This is a genomic window from Lysinibacillus sp. LK3 (assembly GCF_001043675.1).
Lineage (GTDB): Bacteria > Bacillota > Bacilli > Bacillales_A > Planococcaceae > Lysinibacillus > Lysinibacillus capsici.
Genome location: NZ_LDUJ01000001.1, coordinates 516,956 through 535,947 on the forward strand (window position 1 = coordinate 516,956; position 18,992 = coordinate 535,947).

Here is an 18,992-nt window from a genome sequence, read left to right on the forward strand (position 1 = left end):
TATGGACAATCAGCTAATTGCCAAGATTACTGAATTGGTATTGGAAAAACTAACGCAAGGCTCTCAGCCTGAACAAGCTTCTAAAACGTTATCAAATGAAGAATTACAGGAATGGCAATCATTTCGATTAATAAAAGAAAACCAACATCAGACGCAGCAAACAACTGCCCCAGCATATGTAGCATTATCTACGCATGAATTACAGCATTGGCAAAGTCTGCACCAGCAATCATCAGGCACTGTCTCTGTAGCTAATTCGAGCGACTTAATTGCCCTAAAAAAATTTACATGACGGGAGGTTCGTCATATGGTGAGAGACCAAGATTTGGTTTCGATACAAGAGGCAAGAGACGGAATAGCAGCCGCTTCGATTGCGCAAAAAATGTATGCCAGCTTTACGCAAGAGCAGGTCGATCGAATTGTCGAGGCCATTGCCCAAGCTACTTATAAACAGGCAGAAAATCTTGCTGTATTAGCTGTTACGGAAACAAAGATGGGCATTATTGAACATAAAAAAATAAAAAATGAGTTGGCTTCTCAAGGTGTCTATGAAGCCATTCGGCATGAAAAGACAATCGGCATTATACATGAGGATAGGATAGCAAGGCAGGTGGAAATTGCTTATCCATTCGGTGTTATTGCGGCAGTTACACCTGTCACGAACCCGACTGCTACAGCCATTTTTAAAACGCTAATTGCCTTAAAGGCGCAAAATGCCATTGTCTTTAGTCCTCATCCAACAGCAGTCAACTGCACCATCGAGGCATTGAAAATTTGTCAGCAGGCAGCCGTTCGTGCAGGGGCGCCAGAGGGACTTATTCAATGGATTAGCCATCCAACAATAAAAGGAACAGAGGAACTTATGCATCATCGTGATGTACAGCTAATTTTAGCAACTGGTGGAGCAGGGCTTGTCAAAGCTGCCTATAGCTCAGGGAAACCAGCTTATGGTGTTGGCCCTGGGAATGTTCCTGTCTATATTGATCGCACAGCAAATGTGAACGAGGCAATGAAGCAAATTATCGATAGTAAATCATTTGATAATAGTACGATCTGTGCCACAGAACAAGCTATTGTCGTACATCAGGAGGTCAAAGCACAGGTGATGGCTGCTTTAGCAGAAAATGGGGCCATCCTTCTAAGTGGGCAGGATAAGGAAAAATTAGCAAAGGTGATTTCACCAGTAGCTCGTACATTAAATAGCCAAATTGTCGGGAAGCCAGCAACCGTAATAGCCCATATGGCCAATATTGATGTCCCTCGGCATACACGCGTATTAGTAGCGGAGGAACATCAGATTGGGAAGGAGTATCCATTTTCCATGGAAAAGCTTTCTCCCATCCTAGGTCTTTATACGGCTCGTTCTCAGGAAGAAGCCGTAAAGATTTGCCGTCGCTTGCTTGACGTTGGAGGGAGAGGACATAGCCTGGCTATTCATGCACAGGATGAACATTTTGTTAAGCAGTTTGCCGCTCAAATGCCCGTGTCCAGAATATTAGTCAATACTTTAGCATCTGTTGGGGCTGCAGGCGGTACGACAAGTTTAACGCCTTCCTTTACATTGGGCTGTGGGGCCTATGGGGGAAATATTACGAGTGATAATATTTCTGCACATCATTTATTAAATAAAAAAAGAGTGGCCTATGGTGTGAAGGCACTAACGATTCCACCCCCACAGCATCCACAAAATATACAGGCTCCAGCGATGCAAGCAATTGAAGGGGTGTCTATTGACAGGTTGTCCATTGAAAAGATTGTAGAGGAAGTACTCACAAAGCTAAGTAATTAGAGGAGGAAAAGGAAATGAGCGTAGAGATAAATGGAGCTTTAGGCATGATTGAAACAAGAGGCTTAATTGGATCAATTGAGGCGGCAGATGCCATGGTGAAGGCAGCAAACGTCAATATTGTAGGGAAAGTACATGTTGGTGGCGGCATTGTGACGGTGCTGGTGACAGGTGATGTCGGGGCAGTCAAGGCAGCGACGGATGCAGGCTCTGAGGCCGCACGTCGAGTAGGTGAGCTATTATCGGTACATGTTATTCCACGCCCTCATTCGGAATTATACGCAATTTTACCTAAGTGAAAAGTGAGGGATTGTGATGACAAACAATCAAAAACATGTCACTGAAGTTACAAATCAAAGTATCCCGATTGCGATTTCTGCCCGTCATTGTCATGTTAATGAGGAGGATTTCTATTATTTATTTGGTAGAGACGCAGCGTTACAGAAATGGAAGGAACTTTCCCAGCCAGGTCAATTTGCTTCACAGCATGTTCTAACGATTAAGGGACCCAAAGGCCAAATTGACAAGGTTCGGGTTTTAGGCCCATTTCGCACTGCAACCCAAATCGAAATCAGTCAAACGGATGCCATCAAGCTGGGTGTAACACCACCGATTCTTATGTCAGGCGACTTAGAAAAATCTGAATCAATCACATTGATTGGACCTCATGGAACTCGCCATAAAACACAAGGATTGATTATTGCACAAGCACATATTCACATGGCTGTATCCGATGCTGCTGCCTTCAATGTCCAAGATAAGGAAATCGTGGCGGTTGAAATCTGTGGGGATGGACGTAAGCTACGATTAATGAATGTGGTTGTGCGTGTCTCCTCAGAATTCGTCCTTGAGATGCATGTAGATACAGATGAAGCGAATGCCGCCGCTGTTCAACAGCATTCAATTGGCAAGCTTATCAAAATGGAGTGACAGGTATGGATATAAAAGAATTACAGAGAATCATCGAAGAAGTAGTCATATCAATGATGGATAAAAAGCATAAAAGACTTTTGCTTGTCCATTCTCATACGACCATTTCTAAGAAACAGGTGGACGTATTACAAAGCTATTGCCATGTTGAGGAGTGGCAGGCAAATGAAACCACAAGTCCCACTCAGCTATTCTACGATGCTATTGTTTTTCTCGAAGTGGATCAAGCATTTATCGTCAGCAGTGCCCAAGGCTTGCCTACTACACCGGCAGCCTTGTACCTGTCTGAGTTGCTGGTTAGCAATCAAACAGCAATTTTAATTCCAAATGAAAAATTATCTGCTGTTGTCACAGCAAAGGAACCGAATCCTTACATGAAAATGTTGCTGAATCATATAGAGCGCTTAAAGGAGTTTGGCTGTGACATTCAGTTATTTGCACAGCTTATTCGATTTTTAAAGCAGCAAGAGGAACCGGCTCGTTCGACTATAGTGGCAAACTATTTGACAGCAGAGATGCTTCAATCGTACAAGGGGCAACGGCTGACACTACCTGCCCACACAAAACTTACACCACTAGCACAAGAAATGATTCAGGAAAAAGGGATGACGATACAAAGATATTAGCAGGAGTGTTGTTACATGATGAAATCGATTGGTATTGTGGAGACAAGAGGACTTGCGATTTCAATACGAATCGCAGATGCTATGCTTAAAGCAGCGGATATTCGAATACTTCGACAAGAAACCATCGATTTGGCTCTAGTAACCATTGCCATTGAAGGGGACACAGCGGCCATTCAGGAAGCGATAGCCATTGGTACACAACTAGCTAAAGCAGCCAACCAATGGATTGCCTCTTCAACTATTTTAAGGCCAGATATCGCGGTGAATGGATTAGTAACAGAAATTGCGAAAAAGCCAAGTACTTAAAATGAATAAAAGGAAAGGTGGAGGAACGAGTTGAAGGTCGATTTAACAGGGAAGGTTGTCATAGTTACTGGTGGTAGTAAAGGAATTGGGAAGGGGATTGCTACCGTATTTGCTGAACAGGGTGCTCATGTGGTGATTGCAGCAAGAGGTATGGAAGCTGCCACAGATGTAGCAAATCAATTACAAGCGCAAGGATTCTCCGCTTCTGCTGCCACTGTTGATGTTGAAAACTATGAATCTGTTGAAAGCATGGCTACGGAGGTTGCTAACTCTTTTGGTTCCATCGATATTTTATGTGCCAATGCTGGTATTTTTCCCTCGATGAAACTAGAGGACATGACGACGGACCATTGGGATCAGGTATTAAATGTCAATGCCAGAGGAACGATGTTTGCTGTCAAAGCTTGCGTGCCCCATTTAAAGAAAGCGAATGCTGGCAGGGTCATTATTACCTCGTCGATAACGGGTCCAGTGACTGGCTATGCTGGATGGACACATTATGCCGCAAGTAAGGCAGCTCAATTAGGGTTTATGCGAACTGCGGCTCTTGAATTAGCACCCTATCATATTACGGTCAATGCCGTGTTACCAGGAAATATCGCTACAGAAGGCTTAGATGGTCTTGGTGACACCTATCTACAGAAGATGGCGAAGGCGATTCCATTTGGCAGCCTTGGTCGTGTGGAGGATATAGCGTATGCTGCATTGTTCCTTAGTAGTAAGGAGGCAGGCTTTATTACGGGTCAATCGATCATTATTGATGGTGGCCAAACATTACCTGAAGATGCAGAGGCATTTTAATAGAAGGAGGGATACGAAATGAATTTAGGCGCATTAGGAATGATTGAAACAAAGGGCTTAGTGGGCTCTATTGAAGCAGCTGATGCAATGGTCAAGGCTGCCAACGTGAATATTGTGGGTAAAGTCCATGTGGGTGGCGGTATTGTCACGGTGCTTGTTCGTGGGGATGTAGGGGCTGTGAAAGCCGCAACAGATGCAGGAGCAGCAGCTGCACAACGTGTTGGAGAGCTATTATCTGTACATGTGATTCCGCGACCACATGCAGAATTGGAAGCGATTTTAAAAATGCAATAATGAGTGAGGTGGCTATATGAATGAACAAGCAATAATAAAAATTGTTAATGATGTCATAGCCGAATTACTACCTAAAAAAGAAGCAGCTCCTACACCCAATGAAATTCCTATAGGTATCTCAGCAAGGCATATTCATTTACAACAAGAGCATGTCGAGCAGCTATTTGGCAAAGGTGCTACGCTGAGTGTAAAAAAAATGTTAGCTCAACCCGGTCAGTTTGCAGCACATGAAACGCTACAGGTGGTGGGACCAAAAGGAAGCATCCAAAATGTACGTGTATTAGGTCCAGCTCGCACCTTCACACAAATTGAAATTAGTCATACAGATGCAATTGCCCTAGGAATTCAACCACCTTTGCGTGAATCGGGAGAAATTGCTGGCTCAGCTAGCTGTATACTGGTAGGACCTAGAGGAAGTTTGATTTTACAAGAAGGGGTCATTATCGCACAAGCACATATTCATATGGCACCTGCTGATGCACAGCAGTTAGGGGTTCAGAACGGTCAATCCGTCTCCGTTAAGGTGGAAGGGCGACGTCCCATTACCTTTGAGCAAGTGAAAATTCGTGTGGCTGATCACTATCATTTAGAAATGCATATTGATACAGATGAAGCAAACGCAGGCTTCATCCAACAGGGTGAAACGGGTACAATTATAACAGGCAAGATGGCAGGAGAGCCTTACAATAACTTCGTCAGTCCTCCAATTAAAATTAACCACAAGATTATAACGGCAAATGATGTAAGCCGTTATCAAGGTGAGACAGTGATAGTCCCCAAAGAGGCAAGGTTGACGGCACTGGCGAAGGAGGCCGTGGAAAAATTAGAAATTGAACTTCAGTTTCACGAAAAAGGATGAGGATGCATGCGGATAGGAACAGTGGTCGGAAATATCTGGGCAACACGTAAAGAGGAAGGGCTACAGGGATTGAAATTACTCATTATCCAGCCAATAAAGCTGGATGGTCAACTGAGTGATGAACAAATTGTTGCGGCAGATCGTATAGGTGCAGGTGTTGGAGATAACGTCATTTTAACAATGGGCAGTGCTGCTGTACGAAGTTTTTCTACGTCCAGTATTTGTCCAATTGATGCCATTGTTGTTGGCATTATAGATGGCACAGATGAATCGTGAGGTGAGCAAAGTGACAGAAGCGATAGGAATGATTGAAACGTATGGCTTGATTGGCTCCATTGAAGCTGCAGACGCCATGCTAAAGGCAGCCTATGTCCAATTAGTGAAACAGGAGCTAGTAGACGGTGGTATCGTAACCATTATTGTCGAGGGAGATGTTGGTGCAGTACAGGCTGCGGTTGATGCTGGTAAAGCGGCAGCAACGCGAACGAGCAAGCTACTAAGCGCACATGTAATTCCACGAGCAGCCAATGAAGTATTCACAGCGATTATTGATGAAACACAGCCGATAAAAGTGACGGAGGCAGCAGCCAAAAAAACAAGCACTCGCCAGAAGCCTCAACAAACAAAACTTGTAGAGGATGAGCAGGCAGATAAGTAGTCGATGAATCTATGTCGTTAGGAGGGGGAGGCAAATGAGCTTTAGGCGACCCAAAATCGCCATCATTGGCGCTGGACATACAGGTGCAACCGTAGCGTTAATGGTCGCACAGAAACAGATCGGGGATATTGTGCTTATCGATTTACCAGACTTCGAAAATGCTGCGAAAGGGAAGGCATTAGATATTCTCCAAGCTGGACCAATAGAAAGATTTAACGTACAGGTGACGGCTACTTCAAAGTATCAGGAAATAGCTCATGCTGATATTGTGGTTATCACGGCAGGTATTGCAAGAAAGCCTGGCATGACACGGCAGGATTTAATTCATACAAATGCGGCAATCATCCGCACGGTAAGCGAACAAATCAAACGTTATGCGCCAACTAGCTATATTATCGTCTTAAGTAACCCTGTCGATGCCATGACCTATGTTTGTCTGGAAACAACGGGTTTTCCCAAAAATCGTGTCATGGGACAATCAGGTGTTTTAGATACAGCGCGCTTTAATACCTTTATCGCACAGGCTCTTCAGCTTGCTGTCGAGGATATATCAAGCTTCGTCTTGGGTGGACATGGCGATGAAATGGTGCCACTCGTTCGCTATACGTATGTCGGAGGAATACCATTAGAAAAATTAATGCCACAAGCACAGATTGAGCAATTAGTGGAGCGAACGCGAAAAGGTGGAGGCGAAATTGTCGCCCTACTTGGCAATGGCAGTGCTTATTATGCCCCAGCTGCCGCCATTGTCCAAATGATTGAAGCGATTGTGAAGGATCAACGGAAAGTAATGCCCATCATTACGTATTTACAGGGCGAATATCAAGTAGACAATGCCTGCATTGGTGTCCCTGTTGTTTTAGGGGGAGCTGGTATTGAAAGTGTAATTGAATTGCATTTAAACGAAGAGGAACAGCAAGCATTTAATCATTCGGTTCACCAAGTTTATCAAACATTAGCCTATATCAAATGATGCAAGCGCATGACACCATCTAATAGTGGCATGTATTAGATGGTACTGTACATAGTTGAGGCACCTTACGATGTTGTAAAGGTGCTTTTTGTTGTGCAAAATTTTCTTTTAATGGAAGATCGTTTTCTGTACAATTAAAAAAGTTACTACTGATGCACAAAGGAGGATACGATGAAACAAGCACTCATCATTATCGATATACAGGAGGCTTTCTTTCTAGATGGCCAGCAAAATCTTTGGAACAGTGAAGCTATTATCAAAAATATTAATGCCTCCATTACATGGGCACGGCGCAACGAAGTACCCGTTATTTTTATTCAGCATACAGACGCAGATGATGTGGATTTTGCATTAGGTCAACTAGGCTGGGAACTGTATCATGGATTACTTAGACAGGCGGAGGATCAAGTGATTCAAAAAACAACGTGGGACGCTTTCTATCAAACGGAGCTTGCAGCTTATTTACAAGCGCATCACATCGACCAATTGATTTTCGCGGGTGCTCAAACAGAGTTTTGTCTTGATACAACAATCCGTAGTGCTTTTAGTCATGGCTACCATCATAATATTTTAATAGAAGATGCACATAGCACCTTAGATAGTAATGTACTGTCAGCACCACAAATTATTCAACATCACGAATCCATTTGGCATAATCGTTTTGTGCGGATTCAGTCAATTGGAGGATTCCAACATGCTGATTGATCAGAAAGAGCTCCAGATAAAAGAGCTATCCTATACAATTCGCTGTGCCCGACGCGAAGATGCCCAAGCCTTATCAGATTTACGCTTGCAATTAGACGGTGAAACGGAAAACTTCGATCGTGAACAGGGCGAGGCATTGATTGATCGAGCAGGCTTTGAGCAGCTTATTCAACAGGATAGCGAAAGCTCAAAAAATTTATGTTTAGTAGCGGTTGTCGGTGATCGGATCGTTGGGTTCTCAAGATGTGAGGGCTCTCCACTCAAAAGGCTTGCCCATAAAGTAACCTTTGGTGTTGGAGTCAGTAAAGAGTTTTGGGGCTATGGCATAGGAAAAGCCTTGCTGCAAGAATCCATTGATTGGGCAGATGCCAATGGTATTCGCAAAATAGCACTAGAAGTGTTAGAAACCAATGAGAAAGCGATACAGCTCTATAAAAAAATGGGCTTTTTAGTGGAAGGCATTCTGAAAAATGATAAATGCCTTGCAGATGGCAGGTTCTATCACGCGATCATTATGGGAAGATGGCAGGAATAGCATCGCAGAAGGAATTTAAAACAGCATGACAAATTTTATGTATATCTTTTGTTTGATTGTCTGGGGTCTTAATTTTATTGCAGTCAAAATTCAAGGAACGCCAGTCAGTTTAGAATTATCTTTAACCTATCGTTTAGTCATGACAGCCCTTTTATTTTTCATCCTTGCTTGGTTCTTGAAGCCACAGGGTAAACCACAACAGGGCGACGTGCCTTTTATCATCGTTTTTGGCGTTTGTAATTTTGCATTCAGCTATTTAGCGCTGTATTATGCGACGATATGGAGCTCGGCTGCTATTGTCACATTAATTTTTTCATTAAAAGTCATACTAACACCCATCGCCCTACGGATATTTCTCAAGGAGCCATTGCATCGTCGTGTTTTAATTGGCGGTATTTTAGGCGTCATCGGCGTGGGGGTGCTGATTTATCCATCTTTACATAATATGGAGTTAAAAGGAGTGTTAATTGCCTTCGTAGGGACTATCCTAACAGCCATTGGGGATGCAAGCTCTGCCAGAAATGCCAAGCATCAAATCAACCCGATTTATGCAAATGCCATTGGTTTTGCAGTGGGCAGTGCAGTCATGTGTGCCATTGTTTGGCTACAGGGACAAACAGTCGTAATACCCAAATCCTTTACCTACTTATCAGCGCTCTTGTATTTAACGCTTATTGCATCCTTTTTCGCATGGTTATTTTACTTAAAACTAGTCGAACGAATTGGAGGGGCAAAAAGTGGCTATATGGTTGCATTATTCCCCGTGATTGGCGGTATTGCGTCTGTTGTCATCGGCGAATCAACACTCAGTATTTATTTAATCTTAGGCTGTCTTTTTAGCTGCATTGGAGCTGCGATTGCCTTAGGCTTTAAAATTAAGCCTATTTTACGATGAACGAAAACCCCTTTCCCTTCATAAACTAGAGAAGAACGCTTGAAAAGGGTGAGGGACAAAATGTCATTCGTTCCATTGAATGCAATGGGTATCAGGAGAGAAAAAGATGAAGATCACTGGGACATTGATCGCTGGGAAAATGATGGTGGCAGAAGCCTAGAGGCGTAAGGGAGACAGAAATTTGTCTCCCTTTAAATATTTTTGAAACCTTTTGATCAATTGCTCGTATGATAAGTAGACAAGTTTTCATTGTCAGCTATAAAAAAGGGAGAAATGATTTTTTTGAACCATTGAACAAAACGATTACTATTCATTATTTACGTGATTGTCATTGCGGATGCGTATTACACAACGCTCTATATTGAACCAAAAACACCGCCGCAACACCAAACCATCAAAGCAACAGCCATCACGGTAGACCAACTACGGTAGCAAGCCTCACAAAAGGAAGCGGACAACCCGTCGTTTGAAGCCTTTTTGCTTCAAGCAATTTCTTCAAAGCGTGGTCCAGGAATTGGTGATGCAAGAAATATTCGTAGAAGCACGAACTCCAAAGCGTGTCTATTTACATTATCAACAGCTACGTTGCTGACACCCTGTACATTTACAGGGTTTTTTTAATAGGAGGAGCAAAATATGAGTATGGCAACCTATATAGGCTTCAATTTTCCAGTTGAAATACAGGATGACTATACAGAAAATGAAGTTGACATAAATTATTTTTTCTCGGTAAAAGAGAATCGCCAAATTGTACAGGCAAAGCATTTTACAACACCCTATGTATATGAAATCGAAACAAAGGGAGAGCCCATTTGGCAAATGCATAACGAAAATAAAGTGTATTCCCCCCATAACTATGAAAAAGCCAAAAGAACTTTTCACCATGTATGTGACTTTCTAAAAAAATTCCTTCCCAAAGGAGATTATTGCGAAATCTACATTTGCTGGATAGGAGAAGAAGGAGAGGAACATGAGAAAAAACTGGCACTGCTGTTAGACCAACTGTCAGTAGATGAGGTAGAAATAGTTGAGAAATGTTTGATGATGGTGAGAAACTAATAAAGACTCCTATAAAATGTAAAGAAGATACTATTTAAAATAATAGTATCTTCTTTACATTTTTTTCTAGCATATAATATGCTAACTTTTATTGATTAAATTCTATAGCTAACGATTTATCAAGTTGTTCCCATTGTTTTACGATTGTGTTCCAATTTTGTTTAGGGAAACTATTAATTGTATAGTTAGACAAACTTAAAACTTTTCCGATCCTTATGATATATTCTGTATCTGCTTCATCCCATTCTTCTACCTCGAATAAATCGGTTTTAGGTAAAGGTTCTAAAAAAATAAATATACGCCGAAGCATCTCTTTTTCTCCATTATTTAATACGCTACTTGCAAAATTATTTGTGATGACAGAGTCAACGATAACAACTCTTATTTTCTCTATCTGATTGAATAAAACTTGAGGGTCTTGCCAATCGTTTTCTTTTTGTTTATTTATAGCTAAATTCAATTCATACAATTTTTGGTTAAGGTTATAAATAAAATATTCTTGTTTCCTTGCATTATTGCTTGCCCATGACGCTACAAAAAATATATTCAGGAGTATGTTAATGATTAACAATATAAATACGGCTTTATTTAACTTTGATTTTCTAATTGTTCTTTTTAACTCCTTTAAATTCCAATATTAAACTAATTATCTAAATGCTATCAATTGTTAGGATTTCTATCAATAATATGTTAACGTTTTTGCGAAGAGATAAGAGAAAGAGGTCAAATTAAGAAAAAATACTAAAACTAATATGTTATTATTTTAAAGAGTAAAATGCTAATAAATGGTGAAAAAGGGGAGTAGTATGCATACACAATTCGAATTTACGGTTTTTCCTCAATTGGAAACAGAACGTTTTATTTTACGAAAAGGGATAATGGATGATGGCCAAGATATTTTGAGACTTTATTCTAATGAAAATGTAGTGAAGTACCTGCCATTACCATTGTTTGCTTCAGTTGAAGATGCTATTGATGAAATCAATTGGTATGAGAAAATTTTTAAAGAACAAAAAGGCTTAAGATGGGTAATCGAGGAAATTCAGACCAACAAGGTGATTGGCACATGTGGCTATTTGAATTATGAAAAAGAGCATAATCGTATAGAAATTGGCTATGATTTAAACCCTGACTATTGGGGGAAGGGTGTGATGCAAGAGGCTTTAAGTTCGATCATCCACTTTGCCTTTACATCCATGGGAATCAATAAAATCGAAGCAAAAATAGAGCCAGAAAACACAGCATCTATCAAACTATTGGAAAAATTAAACTTTTCTCAAGAGGGTCTTTTGAGGCAACATGAATTTGAAAAAGGGAAGTATGTGGATCTCGCTATCTTTTCCCTATTGAAAAGTGAATATTAGGAGGTTAGGAAAGTCGCTCTCATCATGAGGGTGGCTTTTAATTTTGCTATTACTGCGAGATACATAGAGAATCAGCCATGTTAAACGTAACTTTTAAATGGAAAATATTATAAGAATTAACTAGTGTAAGGTATTATTATAATAAATGGCTAACCTTCTAAAGAGGAGTGAGAGAGATGAAGCTCGTAAATGTTGTATTGACAGGACTATTGATAAGTGGATTGTTAATAGGTTGTACCGAGGAAGGAGAAACGAAAGGGGAACAGGTAAAAACAGAAGAAACAACAATCAAACAAGTAGCAGCAGTAAACCCTTCGAAAATCTGGAATGATGTATCAACCCCTGAAGGCTTAAATAACTATGAGATTGAACCAACGTTGGAAGCTTGGATTGCCTATCATGCCCAAGATATTAACAAAACAACAGACGTAGACGAATACTATCTAAGGGCAGATCGTCTCACGAAGGAAATGCTATATTTTAGGGTTCAAGGGGAAGACCTTCAAAAGGATTTTGAAAATTTAAATGTACTGCAAATTTTGATGGGACATCTGGATTATGTAATATCGGTTGAGAAACAGCAAGGTCTTGATACAGCTGAGTCCTATGAAGAATTAACTAAGTGTTTTACGTATTTCACTGAATTACTTCACGATCTCAACGTAATCATCAATAACGATGGCAAGGGTGAAACATATGGGCTCACACACCAATTAGACGGGAGCAAGGTGGACGAACTCGAAAAACTTCTTTATACAGAAGCCAGAAAGGAGTAAAAGCTCAAAGTGAAATATTTATTAGCTATATTGAAGGGGGATATTTTTGAATAATAAACAACTAATTCCTACAAATGAAATTAAAGAAGAGTTTGAGGCTATTTTATTAGAACATGCTAGTATTGCGCATTGTGAGATTAATTTAAAAAACGGCACGATCAAAAATATACAACGATTAGACACCCGCTATGACGAATTTGCTTTGGATATTATGAATAATGAATTTTGTTTTAGTCTAAAAGAAAAAAATAACATAAACTTTTATAGAATTAATCTTGAAACATTTAATCAAATACATGCTATCACATTAAATTTAAATAATTATTTTTCTTCTGAAGAAATTAAGGATGAAAGCTATTATTCCAAGTTAATTTATCTTAATCCTCAATATTTATTGTATTTTATTACGAAAAGAGAAATTAACTATGGACATCCCTTTTATCAATGTATTTTTTTAGTAAACACTTCAACAGGAGAGATAAAACGATTAAATCCATTACTTCCAAACGGAGATAATTTACTTAGATTAGATACTTCCAAAAACATCTATCTAAGCAATCATAATCACTTATTACTATTAAAAACCGGGAGAATAAGACCCTTTGAGAAACAAGCAATGTATAATGGAGTAGATATTGAAAATCCTTATCATGACCACCTAGAATCGATTTACTTAATGGAGATTTCATCTTTAACTAACCAACAGAATTTTAATAATGCGACATTACTATCTTTATTAAATTATTCAGGTGCCTCTGAAAACTTACGATATGAGAACAATGTTCTTTCATACGTAGTATCTGATTTTACGAACAACACTAAAGAGTTAATAAAATATGATTTGCTAGACGGGGATGTTTCAAAATTTCAAGATGACCAATTAATACGAGATTATTTAAATTATGATTTTGAAATATTACCAAACTACTATCATTATATCTCTAAATTATCTAAGCAAGATAAAGCTGATACGTTTAGTCTAATTGACGATGAATTGTCGTTTAATGTAAAGCTGGATAAAATAAGCTGAGAGAATTTTAACTAGTTATAAGCATCTGTAATGGAGTATGGATTACATAGGAGGCAGAATAAACCACTCTCCGATGAAGTGACTGCATAGGATAGATACAATTATTTTCATTAGGAAGCTATTTGGCATGGATTCGAAATTCTATCGAGATTCATGTCTTTTAATTTTGCTTCCATCCATGCTAAAAATATTACTCATAAACAAAAAAAGATTGAAGCCCATTAGCCTCAATCTTTTTATGGTCGCTTTCATTATTTTACGTTCGGTAAAATAATTGGATGCTTAGAAACGTTGATATATCTAGTGTTGAGAAGGTTTTGGCTATAGATTAGCCCCACTTTTAGCCCCATTCCTTCAATACAAGCGTTTTAAGGAGATTTGTGAACTAATTAGTGTAGAAGATAGAAAGCTGTTTATACGCTATTTTGAGCAGTCTCAGAAGGTGGGTTATGAAACCTTAAGGAAAGCGGTGATAAACAATCTAACATTAATTGGTGAACGTTATAGGCGTGATGAAAAAATGAAAGAGGAACACACGCGACATTCTCTTAATACTTAAAAGATAATGAGGTGGTTTTATGAAAGAACTAAGATGCACAAAATGCGGAAAGCTATTATTAAAAGCTTCGCGTGAATATGAAGCTGGTGCTGTACATATCCAATGTGACTTAGAAGTACAATGCACACGATCAGGTTGCAAAGTGATTAATCGTTTTAAAGCTAAATAACTTTAGAAGCTCACGAAGCTCATTACATTCCAGCAATGGTGTGTGGTGGGTTTTTATTTTTGTCACACTTGATCGATAGCCCCCCTACCAAATAAATATTTTGGCCATTTTTCTGTAGACCGTATGAGCATACAAATGCGCACCTCGAATTGATTTTTTGAAAAAATTTTTAGTGTGACAAAAGGCAATAAGCAATATATGCCTGGGTTTATGCTACTTAGAGATACATAGGGTTTTGTCACAGCACACCATTGTGACAAAGTCCTGAAAGGAGGTGAGGATTATGAGAAAAATTGAACAGGCTTCTATATTTACAGAATCACGTGCAGCTGTTATTGAAACGTTTAAACGCGAAAAAGAGCTTTATGAAAAGCGACATGCACTAATTATTAAGATTAATAAAATATTGAAGAAATAACCCAACAATGAGCGTGTATGATTGTGTACACGCTCCAATTTCAAGGAGATGAAATAAGGATGATTGAATATAAAGCATTAGTCGATAAATTACCTAAAAGAGATCGAGAAGCATTTTTAAAGATTGAAGAAGAATATTATGCCTCTAGTAAATTAATGCAACACAAGAATGAGAATATGCGCCAACAGGCACAAAAGGAATATATGGAGAAAACACATGCCTTTACAACAGCACTGTCACTACTTAAAAATGGGATGTTTACGGCTGACGGTCCAAAAAGACCACAATTAAGTAAAGCAGAATTGTTATTGCAATCTAAAAGTAAAGACCTTTTAAATATGGTTCCTTCATTTGCTGAGTTATTAATGTTAGTGGATGATAAGCCAGCCTTAATAGAAAAAAAGAAGAAAGCAATTAAAGAGTTTCAGGGAGAAATTATACAATTGGAAGGAATTCAATTAAATAATAGCTATAGTTTACTTAATCCTAAAAGATTCTTTAACAAACTTTCTACAGAAGAATGTGCGAAGAAAATTGAAGAGTTACAACGTAAAATTTCCAATGAAGAAACTGAAATTAAGAATTTGCAAGCTGTTGAATCGATTGAACTGTATGATGTATCGAAAATTTCAACTGAAATGGAGTTAGTATTAAACATTTCAAAAAGTAAGCTCGATGAAATGGCTGAGAAAGTATTAACTGCTCAAAGGCAATATTCCGACCTTTTGAAACAATATGGCGAGATAAAGAGATCAGCAAGTCATTTTAGTAATGAAATTAAAAACACCATTGATAACGAGTACCAGAAGGTAGCAGCAGCTTCACAAAATCCATCTTATCCGAACCAACCAAGTAAAAGATTTACCATTCCTGTAACACTGGAATTTGATCCACGTATTAGAGAAGGCCATATTGAACGAATTACTGATTTTCACGGTCAAATCACAAATGAGGTTATGAAACGGCCATGACAAAACCTTTAGTTATTAGTGGATATGCACTTTGTTGGAATGAACGAGCATGTATCCATGATGACCAAGGGAGATTTTACGAGCAGTTCATATCAGGTGCCTTTGTAGACTCTATAAAAAAGCGGAATCAAACTGTTCGATATTCCCACTTGAGTTCCCTAGATTTTGCAAGTGCCGATACTGGGCAACTTACATTATGCGAAGATGAAAGAGGTTTGTCTTTTCGTATTGAATTAGAAAATAACCATGAAAATCGCCTACTTTATAACTTAATAAGGGATAGGCAAATATGTCACGTTTCAGTAGGATTTAAAAATGCTGAATTTGAAGAGACGAAAAGAGGAAGGCGAAATTTTAGGTTGGTTCAGCGTGCAGAATTAGTAGAAATAAGCATAGTAGAGAATCCGGCTTATAAAACATCCATTGTACAAGTTGGATGTAACAATAGTCGATTAGAGTTAATTTCTAAAATTGATAAGGCATTGAATAGATAAAACACTTACTTTGGTAGGTGTTTTTTATCAATGCTGCTATTAAAGATTTTTATAAATATAAAAACAAAAATTTTAAGATGTATATAATTTAAATTATAGGATTTTAATGAAATATTTGTAATTAATATAATGATATTATACCATGTTGTTATAATACTTTATGAGGTGATTATATGGAAAGTATATCAATAAAAAATTTAAGAAGTATAAAAGATACTGGAGATATAAAAATTAAACCATTAACGATTCTACTAGGTAAAAATAGTTCTGGAAAAAGTAGTTTTTTACGCTTTTTTCCTTTAATGAAACAAACTATTCTTTCTAAAAGAAGGGAAGCTTTACTTTGGTATAGTCCAGATTCTGTAGATTTTGGCAGTTTTGAAACAGCAATCAATCGAGTAGCAGATCCAAAGATTTTAGAGTTAGGATTTAAGTTTAAATTAGCAAATGAAGATTTCTACCAATTCTCGCAATATTTTAGAAGACGATCTATATTTTATGAAAATAATACTATTGATTCAGGTATTAATTTTGAATTGGCAGTAATAATAAAGGAAAATAACTTTAAAAATATACAATTTAATATTTCAGAGGACATTAAAATTGAATTAAGATTTTCACAAGGTAAAATGGGTATTTTTGTAAAACCATTTGACTATTCTTATCCGAAAATTGATGTAGAGACCTATCATGAAAGATCGGCCTTTTTACCTGAGATAGTCCTTGCTGGTAACGGTTCAATTGATGCTGATTATTTTATAAATGAAATATATAAGAAGTTATATAGAGATTATTTATTGAAAAAAGTTCCTTTTGAGGAGGATTTATTAGAGGGGGAGGATAAAGAAGAAAAATTACGAAGAGATTTTGAAAGACATTTCTCAGATTTTTTATCTTTATTTAAAGTAAGTGATTATAAAAAGATTATAGAAAATGAAAAAGATTTTTTAAATAATTTTATAACGTCCAAAATAAATTATTATAATGAGGAATATGCATATAAAACCGAAAAATTAAGTGATCAATTTAAATTATTTGTAAAATTTATATCTACAATAAACGATAAAGAAGACAGAAATGAATTGTACAGTTTAATGTTACTAAGTAATTTAACTAATATCTTAAATTTGATAAATAAAAAAATATCTCAATATTTTTTGAATGTACAATATTTAGCACCATTGAGAGCGAATGTTCAAAGATATTACAGAGAAAGTGGAATATCGATTGATGAAATTGATACACAAGGTGTAAATATGCCAATGATCTTAAAGGATTTAACAGATCAACAAAGAAAAAGATTTGAAAAATGGGTATGGGAAAATTTTGGTTTTATTATTGGAACTGAGAATATACAGGATCATTTATATATGTACATATCTTTCTCATCTGATAGAGAAGCTGAAAAAATTAACTTAGCAGATGTTGGATTTGGTTTTTCACAGATTCTCCCAATAATTTACACTTTATGGTCTAAAACTGAAAGAAGAATAAATCGTAGCCATAATTCTATCTATTCAAGGCCAATGAAAAAGGAAGTTCACATTTTAATTGAACAACCTGAACTGCACTTACATCCCGCAATGCAGGCTAAACTTGTAGATGCGTTTATTAATTCTATAAATTATTTAAAAAAAGCAAGGGTTAATATTAGCATTATTTTAGAAACTCACAGTGATATTATTGTGAATAGGGTTGGTAGAATGATTCTTGAAAAGAATTTTGATTCGAATAATTGTAATATCTTAATTTTTAGTGACGATGATATTAATCATTCAATCATTAAATCAATTTCCTATGATGAAAAAGGTATTATACATGAGTGGCCTATAGGTTTTTTCCAACCAGATGAAGACCTCTCTCAAATTAATGATGAATTTGATTGGGAGGAAGACGAATAGTGTTAATTATAATTACTGACGACATACTAAAAGATTTCTCAAAAGATCTATTACCAGCTGATCAAAATACTTTAATAGAGCAGATTATTTCTTCACATTTAATGGGTTTTCACTTTGTTTATGGTTCTGAAAAAGCTCTAAAATATCTTTCAGTATCCAAAAAGCTTTCACAAGGCACAAGAGCTATTTATAACTATATTTATAATAATAGGTCAACATTCGAGCCAAACATTATAAAATTACAAAAAAAAGTTATTATTTCAAATGAAGTTCAAACTATCTTATCTAAAACAGATGGTATATATATTAATTTGAGTTATCTATCTAGATTAAATATACTAGAAAAGTTTAAACTCATTTCCGAAGATATAGATGATTGTACATTCTATTTTAGTATTGCAGATAATCTCATAAAAAGAGATTCTAAATTGATAAAATTATCTTACGATCCTATAAATGGAGGAGGAGATAGAACAAAACGTAATTTCTTTGATAGAGCTATTTCTCACCAAAATATTTCTTATACAATTTTAGACAGTGATAAAAAATTTGATAAAGATGTGGAGGGCGAAACAAGTCGCAAAGTTATTCGTCTATATGAAAGGTTTAAAAATAAAATAATTAGCACTATTTACGTTCTAGACGTTCATGAAAAAGAAAATCTCATACCTTCGTCTATATATTCATGTTTTAATGGTGATAAAGGAGTATCGACTATACTTTCTGAAATATCCCGAATCCCTGAATTGATACATTATTTAAAATTCCTAGATTTAAAAGAGGGGTTACATAGTGTAAATTATAATCCATACTACGATAATTTAATTAAATATCTATTTGAAAATAGTTTTGTAGGTGAAAGCTTCAGTACTTTTGAAAATAC

The 18,992-nt window shown here is 37.2% G+C and carries 25 protein-coding genes; 24 read left to right on the forward strand and 1 reads right to left on the reverse strand.

Going from position 1 to position 18,992, the window contains the following annotated elements; genetic code table 11:
- Position 1: 1 nt before the first annotated feature.
- The 16 genes from VK91_RS02450 to VK91_RS02525 all read left to right on the forward strand — a co-directional run bounded on the left by VK91_RS02450 (position 2) and on the right by VK91_RS02525 (position 10,427).
- A complete protein-coding gene (locus tag VK91_RS02450; protein ID WP_004229009.1) occupies positions 2-292 on the forward strand; it encodes a hypothetical protein in 291 nt (96 codons plus the stop codon).
- A 15-nt stretch (positions 293-307) separates the two neighbouring features.
- Entirely contained in the window at positions 308-1,789 is a 1,482-nt protein-coding gene (locus tag VK91_RS02455) for an aldehyde dehydrogenase family protein (RefSeq protein ID WP_053075670.1), read from the forward strand.
- Between the two features lie 14 nt (positions 1,790-1,803).
- Positions 1,804-2,085 carry a BMC domain-containing protein gene (locus VK91_RS02460; protein ID WP_004229005.1) on the forward strand — a complete coding sequence of 94 codons (282 nt, stop codon included), beginning with the start codon at positions 1,804-1,806 and terminating at the stop codon, positions 2,083-2,085.
- 16 nt (positions 2,086-2,101) lie between these two features.
- Positions 2,102-2,716, forward strand: coding sequence for a phosphate propanoyltransferase (gene pduL / locus VK91_RS02465; protein WP_048390431.1), 615 nt, complete (start codon positions 2,102-2,104; stop codon positions 2,714-2,716).
- Positions 2,717-2,721: 5 nt separating this feature from the next.
- Positions 2,722-3,342 (forward strand): hypothetical protein, encoded by a 621-nt coding sequence (locus VK91_RS02470; protein WP_048390433.1) that lies wholly within the window; start codon positions 2,722-2,724, stop codon positions 3,340-3,342.
- A gap of 15 nt (positions 3,343-3,357) precedes the next feature.
- The gene (locus VK91_RS02475; protein WP_048390435.1) at positions 3,358-3,648 is read left to right on the forward strand and encodes a BMC domain-containing protein; all 291 of its coding nucleotides are present in this window, start codon (positions 3,358-3,360) and stop codon (positions 3,646-3,648) included.
- Between the two features lie 30 nt (positions 3,649-3,678).
- Positions 3,679-4,449: a 3-oxoacyl-ACP reductase FabG gene (fabG, locus tag VK91_RS02480; protein WP_048390437.1), complete on the forward strand. Its 771-nt coding sequence runs from the start codon at positions 3,679-3,681 to the stop codon at positions 4,447-4,449.
- Positions 4,450-4,467: 18 nt separating this feature from the next.
- Positions 4,468-4,743 carry a BMC domain-containing protein gene (locus VK91_RS02485; RefSeq protein WP_048390439.1) on the forward strand — a complete coding sequence of 92 codons (276 nt, stop codon included), beginning with the start codon at positions 4,468-4,470 and terminating at the stop codon, positions 4,741-4,743.
- 16 nt (positions 4,744-4,759) lie between these two features.
- A complete protein-coding gene (gene pduL, locus VK91_RS02490; RefSeq protein WP_048390441.1) occupies positions 4,760-5,602 on the forward strand; it encodes a phosphate propanoyltransferase in 843 nt (280 codons plus the stop codon).
- A gap of 6 nt (positions 5,603-5,608) precedes the next feature.
- Positions 5,609-5,878: a EutN/CcmL family microcompartment protein gene (locus tag VK91_RS02495; RefSeq protein WP_016995124.1), complete on the forward strand. Its 270-nt coding sequence runs from the start codon at positions 5,609-5,611 to the stop codon at positions 5,876-5,878.
- Positions 5,868-6,260, forward strand: a complete 393-nt coding sequence (locus VK91_RS02500) for a BMC domain-containing protein (protein WP_048390443.1) — start codon at positions 5,868-5,870, stop codon at positions 6,258-6,260. Before VK91_RS02495 ends, VK91_RS02500 begins: the two co-directional genes overlap by 11 nt.
- 34 nt (positions 6,261-6,294) lie before the next feature.
- The gene (gene mdh / locus VK91_RS02505) at positions 6,295-7,233 is read left to right on the forward strand and encodes a malate dehydrogenase (RefSeq protein WP_048390446.1); all 939 of its coding nucleotides are present in this window, start codon (positions 6,295-6,297) and stop codon (positions 7,231-7,233) included.
- 171 nt (positions 7,234-7,404) lie between these two features.
- Complete coding sequence (locus VK91_RS02510) at positions 7,405-7,938, forward strand: cysteine hydrolase family protein (protein ID WP_048390448.1); 534 nt, start codon at positions 7,405-7,407, stop codon at positions 7,936-7,938.
- Positions 7,928-8,473, forward strand: coding sequence for a GNAT family N-acetyltransferase (locus tag VK91_RS02515; protein WP_048390450.1), 546 nt, complete (start codon positions 7,928-7,930; stop codon positions 8,471-8,473). Before VK91_RS02510 ends, VK91_RS02515 begins: the two co-directional genes overlap by 11 nt.
- A 25-nt stretch (positions 8,474-8,498) precedes the next feature.
- Positions 8,499-9,368 (forward strand): DMT family transporter, encoded by an 870-nt coding sequence (locus tag VK91_RS02520; protein WP_048390452.1) that lies wholly within the window; start codon positions 8,499-8,501, stop codon positions 9,366-9,368.
- 636 nt (positions 9,369-10,004) lie between these two features.
- Entirely contained in the window at positions 10,005-10,427 is a 423-nt protein-coding gene (locus VK91_RS02525) for a hypothetical protein (RefSeq protein ID WP_048390454.1), read from the forward strand.
- A gap of 88 nt (positions 10,428-10,515) precedes the next feature.
- On the opposite strand, the gene VK91_RS02530 is transcribed toward VK91_RS02525, so the two are convergent.
- Positions 10,516-10,998 (reverse strand): hypothetical protein, encoded by a 483-nt coding sequence (locus tag VK91_RS02530; protein ID WP_231595549.1) that lies wholly within the window; start codon positions 10,996-10,998, stop codon positions 10,516-10,518.
- A 235-nt stretch (positions 10,999-11,233) separates the two neighbouring features.
- Here VK91_RS02530 and VK91_RS02535 point away from each other — a divergent pair, with 235 nt between their 5' ends.
- From VK91_RS02535 to VK91_RS02565, 8 genes are all read left to right on the forward strand, one after another.
- The gene (locus tag VK91_RS02535; protein WP_048390456.1) at positions 11,234-11,791 is read left to right on the forward strand and encodes a GNAT family N-acetyltransferase; all 558 of its coding nucleotides are present in this window, start codon (positions 11,234-11,236) and stop codon (positions 11,789-11,791) included.
- A 176-nt stretch (positions 11,792-11,967) separates the two neighbouring features.
- A complete protein-coding gene (locus VK91_RS02540; RefSeq protein WP_048390458.1) occupies positions 11,968-12,567 on the forward strand; it encodes a hypothetical protein in 600 nt (199 codons plus the stop codon).
- A 46-nt stretch (positions 12,568-12,613) separates the two neighbouring features.
- The gene (locus VK91_RS02545) at positions 12,614-13,597 is read left to right on the forward strand and encodes a hypothetical protein (RefSeq protein WP_048390459.1); all 984 of its coding nucleotides are present in this window, start codon (positions 12,614-12,616) and stop codon (positions 13,595-13,597) included.
- A gap of 1,011 nt (positions 13,598-14,608) precedes the next feature.
- Positions 14,609-14,743: a hypothetical protein gene (locus VK91_RS23160; RefSeq protein WP_255349855.1), complete on the forward strand. Its 135-nt coding sequence runs from the start codon at positions 14,609-14,611 to the stop codon at positions 14,741-14,743.
- A 59-nt stretch (positions 14,744-14,802) separates the two neighbouring features.
- Positions 14,803-15,714: a hypothetical protein gene (locus VK91_RS02550; RefSeq protein ID WP_048390461.1), complete on the forward strand. Its 912-nt coding sequence runs from the start codon at positions 14,803-14,805 to the stop codon at positions 15,712-15,714.
- Positions 15,711-16,208: an HK97 family phage prohead protease gene (locus VK91_RS02555; RefSeq protein WP_048390462.1), complete on the forward strand. Its 498-nt coding sequence runs from the start codon at positions 15,711-15,713 to the stop codon at positions 16,206-16,208. Before VK91_RS02550 ends, VK91_RS02555 begins: the two co-directional genes overlap by 4 nt.
- A 173-nt stretch (positions 16,209-16,381) precedes the next feature.
- Positions 16,382-18,109: an AAA family ATPase gene (locus tag VK91_RS02560; RefSeq protein WP_048390463.1), complete on the forward strand. Its 1,728-nt coding sequence runs from the start codon at positions 16,382-16,384 to the stop codon at positions 18,107-18,109.
- Positions 18,109-18,992: hypothetical protein (locus VK91_RS02565; protein WP_048390465.1), on the forward strand; the 884-nt coding region annotated here is incomplete at its 3' end. The genes VK91_RS02560 and VK91_RS02565, both read left to right, overlap by 1 nt.

Excerpts from the sequence above, each read along its gene's own strand:
- VK91_RS02450 (WP_004229009.1), top strand. The coding sequence starts at position 2 with ATGGACAATCAGCTAATTGCCAAGATTACTGAATTGGTATTGGAAAAA.
- VK91_RS02455 (WP_053075670.1), top strand. The coding sequence starts at position 308 with ATGGTGAGAGACCAAGATTTGGTTTCGATACAAGAGGCAAGAGACGGA.
- VK91_RS02460 (WP_004229005.1), top strand. The coding sequence starts at position 1,804 with ATGAGCGTAGAGATAAATGGAGCTTTAGGCATGATTGAAACAAGAGGC.
- pduL (WP_048390431.1), top strand. The coding sequence starts at position 2,102 with ATGACAAACAATCAAAAACATGTCACTGAAGTTACAAATCAAAGTATC.
- VK91_RS02470 (WP_048390433.1), top strand. The coding sequence starts at position 2,722 with ATGGATATAAAAGAATTACAGAGAATCATCGAAGAAGTAGTCATATCA.
- VK91_RS02475 (WP_048390435.1), top strand. The coding sequence starts at position 3,358 with ATGATGAAATCGATTGGTATTGTGGAGACAAGAGGACTTGCGATTTCA.
- VK91_RS02485 (WP_048390439.1), top strand. The coding sequence starts at position 4,468 with ATGAATTTAGGCGCATTAGGAATGATTGAAACAAAGGGCTTAGTGGGC.
- pduL (WP_048390441.1), top strand. The coding sequence starts at position 4,760 with ATGAATGAACAAGCAATAATAAAAATTGTTAATGATGTCATAGCCGAA.
- VK91_RS02495 (WP_016995124.1), top strand. The coding sequence starts at position 5,609 with ATGCGGATAGGAACAGTGGTCGGAAATATCTGGGCAACACGTAAAGAG.
- VK91_RS02500 (WP_048390443.1), top strand. The coding sequence starts at position 5,868 with ATGAATCGTGAGGTGAGCAAAGTGACAGAAGCGATAGGAATGATTGAA.
- mdh (WP_048390446.1), top strand. The coding sequence starts at position 6,295 with ATGAGCTTTAGGCGACCCAAAATCGCCATCATTGGCGCTGGACATACA.
- VK91_RS02510 (WP_048390448.1), top strand. The coding sequence starts at position 7,405 with ATGAAACAAGCACTCATCATTATCGATATACAGGAGGCTTTCTTTCTA.
- VK91_RS02515 (WP_048390450.1), top strand. The coding sequence starts at position 7,928 with ATGCTGATTGATCAGAAAGAGCTCCAGATAAAAGAGCTATCCTATACA.
- VK91_RS02520 (WP_048390452.1), top strand. The coding sequence starts at position 8,499 with ATGACAAATTTTATGTATATCTTTTGTTTGATTGTCTGGGGTCTTAAT.
- VK91_RS02525 (WP_048390454.1), top strand. The coding sequence starts at position 10,005 with ATGAGTATGGCAACCTATATAGGCTTCAATTTTCCAGTTGAAATACAG.
- VK91_RS02535 (WP_048390456.1), top strand. The coding sequence starts at position 11,234 with ATGCATACACAATTCGAATTTACGGTTTTTCCTCAATTGGAAACAGAA.
- VK91_RS02540 (WP_048390458.1), top strand. The coding sequence starts at position 11,968 with ATGAAGCTCGTAAATGTTGTATTGACAGGACTATTGATAAGTGGATTG.
- VK91_RS23160 (WP_255349855.1), top strand. The coding sequence starts at position 14,609 with ATGAGAAAAATTGAACAGGCTTCTATATTTACAGAATCACGTGCAGCT.
- VK91_RS02550 (WP_048390461.1), top strand. The coding sequence starts at position 14,803 with ATGATTGAATATAAAGCATTAGTCGATAAATTACCTAAAAGAGATCGA.
- VK91_RS02555 (WP_048390462.1), top strand. The coding sequence starts at position 15,711 with ATGACAAAACCTTTAGTTATTAGTGGATATGCACTTTGTTGGAATGAA.
- VK91_RS02560 (WP_048390463.1), top strand. The coding sequence starts at position 16,382 with ATGGAAAGTATATCAATAAAAAATTTAAGAAGTATAAAAGATACTGGA.